Source organism: Streptomyces sp. CA-146814, assembly GCF_050942385.1.
Classification (GTDB): domain Bacteria; phylum Actinomycetota; class Actinomycetes; order Streptomycetales; family Streptomycetaceae; genus Streptomyces.
The window spans coordinates 6,790,272-6,802,828 of record NZ_CP192068.1 but is presented as its reverse complement, the minus strand read 5'-3'; the positions used below and the strand labels follow the sequence as shown (position 1 = coordinate 6,802,828).

Sequence of the window (12,557 nt, the reverse complement as noted above, 5' to 3'; positions counted from 1 at the left end):
TTGACGGCCTCATTGGTCTATGCCACCTTCAACCCCCATCGAGAGGTGAGCTGTCCAGTGGGCATCACTGGTCAGGTGGTCAGGTGGTCGGGCCGGAGTCAGGTCGGACTCAGTTCTGCATTCCGAGGTGAACCGTGAAGTACCGCTTGCTTGCCGGTGGGTCCGTGCTCGTCCTGGCCGCCGCGCTCAGCGCCTGTAGTTCCCCGTCCGACTCCGCGAACGGGGACGGGCGGACGACGGTGGACGTCTGGCTGATGCGCGACAGCGTCTCGGACACCTTCCAGAAGGAGTTCACCGCCGACTTCGAGAAGCGCCACCCGAAGATCGACGTGAAGATCCAGATCCAGGAGTGGGACGGCATCGGCCAGAAGATCACCGCCGCTCTGGCCAGCAACGACGCCCCGGACGTCATCGAGGCGGGCAACACGCAGGTGGCGCAGTTCGCCGAAAGCGGCGGGCTGCTCGACCTCAGCGACCGCAAGGACGAGCTGAACGGCGCGGACTGGCTGAGCGGCCTGGCGGAGCCGGGAGCGTACGAGGGGAAGCAGTACGGCATCCCGTACTACGCGGCCAACCGGGTGGTCATCTACCGCACCGACCTCTTCGAGAAGGCGGGCATCGACGCCAAGGCGATCACGACCCGCGAGCAGTGGATCGACGCCACGACCAATCTCAACCAGGGCGGTACGCAAGGCATCTACCTGCCGGGCCAGATGTGGTACGCGCTCGCCGGCTTCATCTGGGACGAGGGCGGCGACCTCGCCACCGAGTCCGGCGGCACGTGGTCCGGCGCGCTGGACACGCCCGAGGCGCTGCGCGGTATGGCGTTCTACGAGGAGCTCCAGGCGCTCGGCAAGGGACCCAAGGACTCCGACGAGGACGACCCGCCGCAGGCCGACGTGATGGCGGCGGGCCAGGCGGCCCAGGTCATCTCCACGCCGGGCGGCGCCAACGTGATCATGGAGAAGAACCCGGGGCTCAAGGGCAAGCTCGCCTTCTTCCCGATCCCGGGCAAGACTGCCGACACGCCCGGCTCGGTCTTCACCGGCGGCTCCGACCTCGTCGTCCCGGCCGCCGCGGCCCATCCCGAGGAGGCGGTCACCTTCATCAAGGAGCTGACCGGGGACACCTGGCAGAAGAGGCTCGCCGTCGCCATGAGCTACGTACCGAACCGCACCTCACTCGCCTCCGCCGTGGCGGACGACCCGGGAGCCGCCGCGATGGCGGTCGGCGCCGCCAACGGCCATGCCACGCCCAACACACCCGGCTGGGCGGCGGTCGAGGCGGAGAACCCGATCAAGGACTACATGACCGCCGTGCTCACCGGAGGCGATCCGGCCAAGGAGGCGGCGAAGGCCTCGCAGGACATCACCCGAGCCATGAACGCCGGTTCCTGACCCGGCCCCACCCGATCACCAGCCACAGGAAGGAGGCGTGCCGTGCCGGTCGCCGTCGAACCGACCTCAGCACCCCGCACACCCCGGCCGCGACCGGCCCCGCGCCCCGCCGCACGCCGGAAGCCGATCGGCCGCGCGCACGGCCTCTGGCCGTACGCACTCATCGCCCCCGCCATCGGCGGCATGCTCTACCTGCTGGTCTATCCGCTGGTCCGGGCCGTCCTGATCTCCTTCCAGGACTTCCGGCTGCGCCAACTGATCTCCGGTGATGCGGAGTTCGTCGGGCTGCGGAACTACCGCACGCTGCTGACGGATCCCCGGTTCTGGGAGGTGGTCCGCCGCACCTTCCTCTTCATGGCCGTCAACGTCGTCCTGATCATGGTGATCGCCACGCTGGTCGCGCTGATGGTGGAGCGGCTGCGCCGGGCCGGGCGGACCGTGGTGCTCTGCTCGCTGGTGCTGGCCTGGGCGATGCCGGTGGTGGCGGCGACCACGGTGTTCCAGTGGCTGTTCCACTCGGAGTTCGGCATCGTCAACTGGGCGCTCGCCTCCCTCGGCCTCGAATCCTTCGAGCGCTATCCGTGGTTCGCCAACGGGACAGCCGCCTTCGCCATCCTGGTGACGCTGATCGTCTGGCAGTCGGTGCCGTTCGCCGCGATCACGCTGTACTCCGCGCTCACCACCGTGCCGCTGGAGCTGTACGAGTCGGCGCGGCTGGACGGGGCGGGCGCGGGGCGGATCTTCCGCTCGGTGACCTTCCCGATGCTCCGGCCGATCTTCCTGCTGGTCTTCTCGCTGGAGGTGATCTGGACGTTCAAGGCGTTCGTCCAGATCTGGGTGATGACCCGCGGCGGGCCGGGCGACGCGACGACGATCCTGCCGGTCTACGCGGTGCAGACGGCCCTCTCCAGCCAGCGGTACGACCTGGGTTCGGCCGCCTCGATGATCACCGTGGTCCTGATGTCCGGGGTGCTCGTCCTCTACTTCCGCCAGATGTTCCGCCAGGAGGACGAGAGCCGATGACCACCCCTGCTGTACGTCCCCGGGTGCCCGTACGCCTCCGACTCCGGCGCCTGCCGCTCAACATCGCCGCCGCCGTGACCGTCGTGGTCTGCCTCTTCCCCGTGTACTGGATGATCTCGACGGCCTTCAAGCCGTCCGCCGACATCCAGTCGGCCGACCCGCAGCTCTTCCCGCACACCTGGACCCTGGACCACTTCCAACGGGCCGTGGAAGCCGACGGGTTCGCGCTCTTCTGGCGCAACAGCATCCTCGTCACGCTGGGCGCGGTGCTCCTCGCGCTGCTGGTGGCGCTGGGCGCGGCGTTCGCCGTGGCGCGGATGCGGTGGAAGGGCCGGCGGCAGTTCATGCTGATGGTCTTCATCGCGCAGATGGCGCCCTGGGAGTCGCTGATCATCCCGATCTACATCATCTCCCGGGACACGAACATGCTGGACCGACTGCCGACGCTGACGCTGATCTACTTCATGATCACGCTGCCGTTCACCATCGTGGTGCTGCGCGGCTTCATCGCCACCATCCCGCCGGAGCTGGAGGAGGCCGCCCAGGTCGACGGCTGCACGCGGTCCGGCGCGTTCTGGCGGGTGGCGATGCCGCTGCTGGCACCGGGGCTGATGGCCACCTCGCTCTTCGGCTTCATCACCGCCTGGAACGAGTTCGCCTACGCCAACTTCCTGATCATCAAGCAGCAGGACAACCGGACCCTGCCGGTCTGGCTGTCGTCCTTCCAGAACACCTTCGGCACCGACTGGGGCGCCACGATGGCCGCCTCCACGCTCTTCGCGCTGCCCGCCCTGGTGATCTTCCTGCTGCTCCAGCGCCATGTCACCTCCGGCTTCGCCGCCGGTGCCGTCAAGGGCTGAGCGGACGGGCCCACCCGCGCCCGCCCCCCGTAAGCCCGCGAACCGAATCCGGAGACCCCGTGCCCGCATCGCGCCCCGACCTCGCCCTCCTCCCCCGGCCCACCAAGGTCTCCTCGCTGGGCGGCCGCCTCACGCTCGACCGCGACACCACCGTCCGCGCGCTCCCGGGCGCCGAACCGGCCGCCGGCCTGCTGCGTTCGCTGGTCGGCCCGGCCGCCGGGCTGCCGCTGGCGCCGTCGTCGGAGGGCCGGATCGTGCTCGCGCTGGACGGTCAGCTCGGCGGCCTCGGTGAGGAGGGGTACGGGCTGACCGTCGGCCCACAGGCGCTGCTCCTGCGCGCCGCACACCCGACCGGGCTGCTGCGGGGCGTCCAGACCATCCGCCAACTCCTGCCCACCGAGGCGCTGTCGGGCGGTTCGACGGCCACCGGATCCTGGGAGGTGCCGTGCGTCGAGCTCACCGACGTACCGGACCGGCCGTGGCGCGGAGCGATGCTGGACGTGGCGCGGCACTTCCGTCCGGTCGGTTATCTCAGGCGGTACGTCGACCTGTTGGCGCTGCACAAGCTGAACGTCCTGCACCTCCACCTCACCGACGACCAGGGCTGGCGGATGCCGGTCGACGCCTATCCCCGGCTCACCTCGGTCGGAGCCAGGCGGGCCCGGTCGCAGCGGGGGCCGAGCGGTCCTGACGGGGTGCACTTCGACTCCGTACCGCATGAAGGGGCGTACACCAAGGCGGAGTTGCGCGGGCTCGTGCGGTACGCGGCGGAGCGCGGGGTGACCGTCGTGCCGGAGATCGAGATGCCCGGCCATGTGCGGGCCGCGCTCGCCGCCTATCCGGAGCTGGGCAACCACCCGGAACGCCGGCTGGAGGTGTGGGACCGGTGGGGCGTCTGCGACACGGTGCTCGGTGTGCACGAGGAGGTGTTCGCCTTCTGCCGGGCGGTGCTGGAGGAGGTCATGGACGTCTTCCCGTCGCCGTACATCCACATCGGCGGCGAGGAGTGCCCGACCACCGAGTGGGAGAACAGCCCGGCGGCCCGGGAGCGCGCGGCGGCCGAAGGGCTCGCGGACCCGGCGGCGCTGCACGGCTGGTTCATGGGCCGGATCGGCGCGTTCCTCGTGGAGCGCGGCCGGATCCCGCTCGGCTGGGCCGAGACCGGCACCGAACTCCCCCTGGACTTCACGGTGATGACCTGGCGCGACCCCTCCCACGCGCTGGCCGCCGCCCGCCGCGGCCACCAGGTCGTCGCCGCGCACCACCGGGCCACCTACCTGGACTACGCCCAGTCCGGCGACCCGTCCGAACCGGTCGCCCAGCCCGGCGCCCCGGTCACCCTGCGGACGGTCCACGGCTACGAACCCGCTCCCGAGGAGTGGCCGGAGGCCGAGCGGGCCCGGGTGCTCGGGACGCAGGCCCAGCTCTGGACCGAGTACGTCCGCACGCCCGAGGAGATCGAGTACCTCAGCTACCCGCGGCTCTGCGCGCTGGCCGACCGTTCCTGGTCCGGCGGGCGCGGCGACTGGCCGGGGTTCGTCGAGCGGCTGCGCCACCACACCGCCCGGCTGGACGCCCTCGGCGTCCCCTACCGCCCGCTGGACGCACGGTCGCTCGCGGCCGCGCCCACCCCTTGAGGAACAGCGCGACCCCACCCGTCACCACTCCCCCACCACCGTTCCGGAGAGGAACACACCCGTGAACACATCACGCAGGAAGTCCCCGAGGTCCAGGCTGCGCACCGCCGCCGCCTCAGCCGCCGCCGTGGCCCTGGCCGCCACCGGGCTCGCCGCGCTGCCGTCCTCGGCGAGCGCCGCGGCGGACGGCATCGTCGTCCAGTACCGGACGAGCGCGTCCGGCGCGAGCGCCGACCAGAGCGAGCCGTGGCTGAAGGTGCGTAACGCCGGCTCCACCTCCGTGCCGCTGAGCAGTGTCAAGGTGCGGTACTACTTCAAGGCCGACTCGGCCTCCGCCGCCTACCGGTTCGCCTGTTCCTGGGCGGTGAAGGGGTGCGCGAACATCACCGGCACCTTCGGGACGCTCGCCAACCCGACGGCCACCGCCGACCGTTACCTGGAGATCGGCTTCACGCCGGGCGCGGGTTCGCTGGCGCCGGGCGCGGACACCGGGGACATGCAGCTCCGCTTCCACCAGGCGTCCTGGGCGCGGCTGATCCAGTCCGACGACTACTCCTTCGGCCCGGACCGGACCACGTACGGCGACTGGTCCAAGGTGACGGCCCAGGTGAACGGCTCGCTCGTCTGGGGCCAGGCGCCCGCCGGCAACGGGCCCACCGACCCGCCGGACCCCACGGACCCGCCCACCGACCCGCCGGGTGACGGGGCGCGGCTGTTCGACGACTTCAACTACAGCTCGCACACCGACCCGAAGATCAACGCCAACGGCTGGTCCGTGCGGTCCAACTCCGGCGGTCCGGGGGTGCCGGGCGCGACCTGGGCACCGGAGAACGTCACCTTCGCCTCGCAGAGCGGAAACTCGGTGATGAACCTGGAGACCTCGACGGCGGGTACGGGCGCTTCGACCAAGCACACCGAGATCCTGACGCGGTCGATGAAGTTCAAGAACGGGACGTACGCGTCGCGGGTGAAGTTCAGCGACGCGCCGCGCTCGGGTCCGGACGGCGACCGGATCGTGCAGACGTTCTTCACGATCAACGACCTCAAGGCGCCGATGGCGGACGACTACGCGGAGTACGACTTCGAGTACCTCCCCAACGGCGGCTGGGGCGAGCCGGCCAACATCCTCTACGCCACCTCGTGGGAGACCTACCGGCCCGACCCGTGGGAGGCGGTCAACGCGCACAGCGAGGTCCGGCAGTCGTACGCCGGCTGGCACGACCTGGTGCTGACCATCGACAACAACCAGATCACGTACTACATCGACGGCCAGCACTTCGGGACGCACGGCGCGGCCTTCCTGCCGGAGCGGCCGATGTCGATCAACTTCAACCAGTGGCTGATCGACCTCCAGGGGCAGCCGAGCACCACGCCGCGCTCCTACGACCAGCAGGTGGACTACGTCCTGCACGTGAAGGACCAGGTGCTCACCCCGGCGCAGGTGAACGCGATGGTCGGGTCGTACCGCAGTGCGGGCACGACCTTCGAGGACACCGTGGACACGGTGCCGGGTAGCTAGGCACGGTACCTACGGCGTGAGAGCCGGGCGGGGCGGGGGTCGACGGCGGCCCCCGCCCCGCTTTCGTGTGTCCGGATCCGTCCCCGCCATCGATTCCGTACGCCGCCGACCGGGCCGAATTCGCCGCACCCTCTTGACAGCCCTGCCACCCGCCGGGCAATCTTCCGTTAAGCAGAAACTAACTTCCGCAATACGGAAGGAGCGCCGAAACCCTCATGGGATACCCGGACCAGCGCTTCGATGTGAACCTTTCGATCCTCTTCACGGAACTCCCGCTCCTGGAGCGTCCCGCGGCAGCCGCCGCGGCGGGCTTCACGGCGGTCGAGCTGTGGTGGCCCTGGATCGAGACCCCGACCCCCATCCGGGCTGAGCTCGACGCCCTCAAGAAGGCGCTCGACGACGCCGGCACCCAACTGGTGGGGCTGAACTTCTACGCCGGACAGCTGCCCGGCCCCGACCGCGGTGCGCTCTCCGTGCCCGGCACGGAGTCGGACCGCTTCCGGGAGAACATCGAGGTGGCGGCCGACTTCGCCGCCTCGCTCGGCTGCACGGCGCTCAACGCGCTGTACGGCAACCGCGTCGAGGGCGTGGACCCGCAGGTGCAGGACGCCCTCGCCCTGGAGAACCTGGTGCTGGCCGCCCGCGCGGCGGACCGCGTCGGGGCGATCCTCCTCGTCGAGACCCTCAACAAGCCGGAGTCGCCGCTCTATCCGCTGGTGAGCGCACCGGCCGCGATCGAGGTCGTCGACAAGGTCAACGCGGCGACGGGCCTCGGGAACGCCAAGTTCCTGCTGGACCTGTACCACCTGTCGATGAACGGCGAGGACCTGAGCCAGGTCATCAAGGCGTACGCCGCGAAGACCGGCCACGTCCAGATCGCCGACAACCCGGGCCGTGGCGCGCCGGGCACCGGCGACCTCCCGCTGGAGCGGCTGCTCGACGAGCTGAAGGACGCCGGTTACGCGGGCTGGGTCGGCCTGGAGTACAAGCCGGGCGACCGGCCGAGCGCGGAGGCCTTCGACTGGCTCCCGGTGTCGGCCCGAGCCGCCGGCTGACCGGTTCCCCCACGGGGTGAGCCCGCCCCCCTTACGTACACACGTTTTTCAGGAAGGCACCCTCATGAGCAACAACCTCCCCAAGGTCGCCTGGATCGGTCTCGGCATCATGGGCTCCCCCATGTCGGAGAACCTGATCAAGGCCGGTTACGCCGTCACCGGGTACACCCTGGAGCAGGACAAGATCGACCGGCTGGTCGCGGCCGGCGGTACCGGCGCCTCCTCGATCGCGGACGCGGTCAAGGACGCCGATGTCGTCATCACGATGGTGCCCGCATCGCCGCAGGTCGAGGCCATCGCCTACGGCCCCGAAGGCATCCTGGAGAACGCCAAGCGCGGCGCGCTGCTGGTGGACATGTCCTCCATCACCCCGCAGACCTCCGTGGACCTGGCGAAGAACGCGGCCGAGAAGGGCATCCGGGTCCTGGACGCGCCGGTCTCCGGCGGCGAGGCCGGAGCCATCGAGGCGGTGCTCTCCATCATGGTCGGCGGCGAGCAGGCGGACTTCGACGCCGCGAAGCCGCTCCTGGAGGCGCTCGGCAAGACCATCGTGCTCTGCGGCCCGCACGGCTCCGGCCAGACGGTGAAGGCGGCCAACCAGCTGATCGTCGCCGTCAACATCCAGGCGTGCGCCGAGGCCGTGGTCTTCCTGGAGAAGTCCGGGGTGGACCTCGCCGCCGCGCTCGACGTCCTCAACGGCGGTCTGGCCGGCTCAACCGTGCTGACCCGCAAGAAGGACAACTTCCTGAAGCGGGACTTCGCCCCCGGCTTCCGGATCGACCTGCACCACAAGGACATGGGCATCGTGACGGACGCCGCCCGCAACGTCGGCGCGGCGCTGCCGGTCGGCGGTGTGGTCGCCCAGCTGGTCGCCTCGCTGCGCGCCCAGGGCGACGGCGGCCTCGACCACTCGGCGCTGCTGCGCTCGGTCGAGCGGCTCTCCGGCTCCCAGGTCTGACCCCTCCGGCTCCGTGAGGAGCCCCTGGCCTCGTACGGGGCCACGGCCCGGATGACGGGCCCCCTGATCTCCGGGCCGCGGTGGCGCTGACACCTGTCCTGTCGCGCCCAGGCGCTGCCGCGGCCCGGAACCACACACTTCGTTTTCAACAAACTGTTGACGTTCTCTCTGCGGCGAACCTACGCTCCTCAAGCCGTCAGCAGCTCGTACGAAAGGTCATCCCGCCACATGGCTAAGCGTGTGCTCACGACCGAGTCAGGCGCCCCGGTCGCCGACAACCAGAACTCCGCCACCGCCGGTGTCGGTGGACCGATCCTCCTCCAGGACCAGCACCTCCTGGAGAAGCTCGCCCGCTTCAACCGTGAGCGCATCCCGGAGCGCGTGGTCCACGCCCGTGGCTCCGGCGCGTACGGCTACTTCGAGGTGACCGACGACGTCACCGGCTTCACCCGCGCCGACTTCCTCTCCGAGGTGGGCAAGCGCACCGAGACCTTCATCCGCTTCTCCACCGTCGCCGACTCGCTCGGTGGCGCGGACGCGGTCCGTGACCCGCGCGGCTTCGCCCTCAAGTTCTATACGAACGAGGGCAATTACGACCTGGTCGGGAACAACACCCCGGTGTTCTTCATCAAGGACCCGATCAAGTTCCCCGACTTCATCCACTCGCAGAAGCGCGACCCGTTCACGGGCAAGCAGGAGCCGGACAACGTCTGGGACTTCTGGGGCCACTCCCCCGAGGCGACGCACCAGGTCACCTGGCTGATGGGCGACCGCGGCATCCCGGCCTCGTACCGCCACATGAACGGCTTCGGTTCGCACACCTACCAGTGGACGAACGCCGAGGGCGAGGCCTTCTTCGTCAAGTACCACTTCAAGACCAACCAGGGTGTGCGCTCCCTCTCCAGCGAGCAGGCCGCCGAGCTCGTCGGCAAGGACGCCAACTCGCACCAGACGGACCTGCTCCAGGCCATCGAGCGCGGTGTGAACCCGTCCTGGACGCTGCACGTCCAGGTGATGCCGGCCGCCGACGCCGCCGACTACCGGTTCAACCCGTTCGACCTCACCAAGGTGTGGCCGCACAGCGACTACCCGCTCCAGCGGGTCGGCCGCCTCGTCCTGGACCGGAACCCGGACAACGTCTTCGCCGAGGTCGAGCAGGCCGCGTTCTCGCCGAACAACTTCGTGCCCGGCATCGGCCCGTCCCCCGACAAGATGCTCCAGGGCCGGCTGTTCGCCTACGCGGACGCGCACCGCTACCGCCTGGGCGTCAACCACACCCAGCTGCCGGTCAACGCCCCGAAGGCGACGCAGGCCGACAACTACGGCCGCGACGGGGTGCACGCCACGCGGTACGGCTCGCGCCACGACAAGAACTACGAGCCCAACTCGTACGCCGGTCCGGCCCAGACCGACGCCGCGCTCGGCGCCCCGCTCGCCATCCACGGCTGGACGGGCACCTACGAGACGGCCGCCCACGTCAAGGACGACGACTTCTTCCAGGCGGGCGAGCTGTACCGGCTGATGTCCGAGGACGAGAAGGGCCGTCTGGTCGCCAACATCGCCGGAGGCCTCTCGCAGGTCACCCGTGACGACGTGATCGAGAAGAACCTCGCCCACTTCCACGCCGCCGACGCCGACTACGGCAAGCGCGTGGAGGAGGCCGTCCGCGCCCTGCGCGAGGACTGAGCCTCCCTGTACAGACCCCTGCCCGTACCGCGCACCCGGATGAGGGGTGCCGCGCGGCACGGGCAGGACGACGAGGCCGCGGCGGCTGTGCGATGCCAGTGCGGTGGTGAAGGTTCCGGGGATCGTCTTCTGACCTGAAGGAGACGCCCTCCCCCAGTTCCGATCGCCGCCGCCGCGGTCCCTGTCACCCGCATCACCCCTGAACGAGGGCGCGCAGTACGGATACGGTCCCGTACTGCGCGCCCTCTCACTTTCAGCCCGTCCGACGTTTCCCGCTTTCAGCCCGTCCGGCGTTTGAGGACGGAACCCTGCCCATGGTGGGGCCGCACCACCTCAGCCCGTCCGGCGTTTGAGGACGGAACCGTCGACGTGGTGGGGCCGGGCCCTGCTGGAGGGGACACCTGGATTCCCTGTCCTGAGGGATGCCGGCCCACCCGCGCAAGGGTTCCGTCCTCAAACGCCGGACGGGCTGAAATGTGCGGGCACGTGTCTCGTGCCGAGTTGACTTTCGTCGTGTCCGAGGGCGACGAACGGGTGCAGCACACCACGAGGCCGCCCTCTAGCGTGGCGGCGTGATTCGTATGCGACGCAGGGACCCGATGAAGCCGGCCGACAAGAGCGTCACAGCGCGCCTCAGGGCCGCACCCCGGCGACTGCTCCTGGTGGGCCGGGCCCTGCGCGACCCGGCGCTGTGGAGCCGTCGGCGGATGGCGGGCGAAGGGCTTCTCGCCCTGGTGCTGGCGCCTCTGGCCTGGGCCTTCACCATGTTCCACCACGGCGTCGCCGTCACCGCGGTGTGCGCGGTCGGTGTCGTGGCGCTCGGCCTGCTCCGCCGGGTGCTGCCCGCCTCGGTGCTCCTGATCGCCACCGTCGCCTCGCTGCCGCTGGGCGGCTTCGACGTGCTCCTGCCGATCGCCGCCTGGTCGGTGGGGCGCCGTGTCGGCTCACTGGTGCGGGCCTCCGCCACCGTCGCCCTGGCCCTCGCGATCCTGCTCGGCGAGGCGGTGGCGGAGTCGCTGCCGCACTTCTCCGGCTCCTACGCGGCCTTCGCCTTCCTGACCTTGCTCATCGTCACCGCCGTGCCGGCCTTCGCCGGCCGGTACTGGGCGCAGCGCCGCACCCTCGCCGACACGCTGCACGAGTACCGGGCGCAGATCGTCCGCGAGAACCACATGATCGCCAACGAGGCGCGGTTGCGGGAGCGGCAGCGCATCGCGCGCGACATGCACGACAGTCTCGGTCATCAGCTCGCTCTGATCTCGGTGCGGGCCGGTGCCCTGGAGGTGGACGCCGAACTGACCGAGCGGCACCGGGAGTCCGTGGGCGTCCTGCGCGAGGCGTCGGTCGCGGCGATGCGGGAGCTGCGGGAGGTGGTCGGCCTGCTCCGGGACGGGGTGGAACCCGACTCGGGGACGGCCGGTGCGGAGGAGGGCCGGGACGGCGCGCCGCGGCTGCCGGACGCGGAGGGCGGCCGAGGCGTCGAGGGCGTCGAGCGCCTGACGGACGCCTCGCGCGCGGCGGGAACGGCGGTACGGCTCCTGCGTACGGGCGACCCCCGGCCGCTGGCTCCGGCCGCCGGTCACGCGGCGTACCGGGCGGTCCAGGAAGGGCTGACCAACGTGCTCAAGCATGCGCCCGGCGCGCCGGTCACCGTGGAGCTGCGCTACGAACCGGACTCGCTGGTGGTGGAGGTGGCGAACGGCCCGTCGTCGGCGCACCCGGCGGCTCGCGACCGGCGGACGGTGGTGAGCGGAGGGCGCGGGCTGACCGGGCTGACGGAACGGCTGCGCCTGGTCGGCGGCATGGTGCACACGGCGCCCACGGACGGCGGCGGCTTCCGGCTGGCCGCTGTGCTGCCGTACGTCCTGCCCAAGGACCCGGTCCCGGACGGCGCGTACGGCACGACGTTCGTCGCGGGAACGGGCGACTTTCGCGAGCAGTCCGGTGCGGCACCTCTCGGCGACGGTGGTGCGGTCAACAGGACCGACCTGGCGAAGGACGTGGCGAGAGCGATGAGCAGGGACAACCGGAGGAAGGGTCTGGCCGTGGGCTGCGGCGTGGCGGTGGCGGTCGCGCTGCTGCTGGGGGTCGCCGCGGCGGTGGGCGGCTACTTCCTCTTCAAGGAGGCCGACAAGGCCATGATCGAGCCCGAGGAGTACGATGCCGTGAGCGTCGGCATGTCCGAGGCGGAGGTACGCGACCGGCTTCCGCGCGGTGACTCCTTCCTCGCCGACGGCCTGGACAAGGGTGCACCGGCCGAGCCTGCGGGAGCGACCTGTCTGAGTCTCAACTCCTCGGAGATAGGCAGCAGTTGGGACAAGTCTCCGGTCTTCCGGTTCTGCTTCCGGGACGGCCGGCTGGTGGAGAAGAAGACCTTCGAGATCAAGGGATGAGCACACCGCCGGTCGCGGCGGTGGAGGAC

At 70.5% G+C, this 12,557-nt stretch carries 9 protein-coding genes; all 9 read left to right on the top strand.

Annotated elements, in window-relative coordinates; genetic code table 11:
• Positions 1-134: 134 nt before the first annotated feature.
• The 9 genes from ACQP09_RS30060 (at position 135) to ACQP09_RS30020 (ending at position 12,528) form a co-directional block, all read left to right on the top strand.
• On the top strand, positions 135-1,397 hold the full coding sequence (locus ACQP09_RS30060; RefSeq protein ID WP_433405351.1) for an extracellular solute-binding protein: 1,263 nt from the start codon (positions 135-137) through the stop codon (positions 1,395-1,397).
• Positions 1,398-1,439: 42 nt separating this feature from the next.
• Complete coding sequence (locus ACQP09_RS30055) at positions 1,440-2,420, top strand: carbohydrate ABC transporter permease (RefSeq protein WP_433405348.1); 981 nt, start codon at positions 1,440-1,442, stop codon at positions 2,418-2,420.
• Positions 2,417-3,280 (top strand): carbohydrate ABC transporter permease, encoded by an 864-nt coding sequence (locus ACQP09_RS30050; protein WP_433405345.1) that lies wholly within the window; start codon positions 2,417-2,419, stop codon positions 3,278-3,280. The genes ACQP09_RS30055 and ACQP09_RS30050 overlap by 4 nt, the downstream gene beginning before the upstream one ends.
• Before the next feature lie 59 nt (positions 3,281-3,339).
• Entirely contained in the window at positions 3,340-4,917 is a 1,578-nt protein-coding gene (locus ACQP09_RS30045) for a beta-N-acetylhexosaminidase (protein WP_433405342.1), read from the top strand.
• A 61-nt stretch (positions 4,918-4,978) separates the two neighbouring features.
• On the top strand, positions 4,979-6,436 hold the full coding sequence (locus ACQP09_RS30040; RefSeq protein WP_433405340.1) for a cellulose binding domain-containing protein: 1,458 nt from the start codon (positions 4,979-4,981) through the stop codon (positions 6,434-6,436).
• A gap of 215 nt (positions 6,437-6,651) precedes the next feature.
• Entirely contained in the window at positions 6,652-7,491 is an 840-nt protein-coding gene (locus tag ACQP09_RS30035; RefSeq protein WP_433405337.1) for a TIM barrel protein, read from the top strand.
• Between the two features lie 64 nt (positions 7,492-7,555).
• On the top strand, positions 7,556-8,449 hold the full coding sequence (locus tag ACQP09_RS30030) for a 2-hydroxy-3-oxopropionate reductase (protein ID WP_018514682.1): 894 nt from the start codon (positions 7,556-7,558) through the stop codon (positions 8,447-8,449).
• Between the two features lie 228 nt (positions 8,450-8,677).
• A complete protein-coding gene (locus tag ACQP09_RS30025) occupies positions 8,678-10,135 on the top strand; it encodes a catalase (protein WP_433405334.1) in 1,458 nt (485 codons plus the stop codon).
• A gap of 581 nt (positions 10,136-10,716) precedes the next feature.
• Entirely contained in the window at positions 10,717-12,528 is a 1,812-nt protein-coding gene (locus tag ACQP09_RS30020; RefSeq protein ID WP_433406809.1) for a sensor histidine kinase, read from the top strand.
• The last annotated feature ends 29 nt before the right edge of the window (positions 12,529-12,557 follow it).

Coding starts and splice junctions, on each gene's coding strand:
- ACQP09_RS30030 (WP_018514682.1), top strand. CDS start 7,556: ATGAGCAACAACCTCCCCAAGGTCGCCTGGATCGGTCTCGGCATCATG.
- ACQP09_RS30025 (WP_433405334.1), top strand. CDS start 8,678: ATGGCTAAGCGTGTGCTCACGACCGAGTCAGGCGCCCCGGTCGCCGAC.
- ACQP09_RS30035 (WP_433405337.1), top strand. CDS start 6,652: ATGGGATACCCGGACCAGCGCTTCGATGTGAACCTTTCGATCCTCTTC.
- ACQP09_RS30050 (WP_433405345.1), top strand. CDS start 2,417: ATGACCACCCCTGCTGTACGTCCCCGGGTGCCCGTACGCCTCCGACTC.
- ACQP09_RS30020 (WP_433406809.1), top strand. CDS start 10,717: ATGCGACGCAGGGACCCGATGAAGCCGGCCGACAAGAGCGTCACAGCG.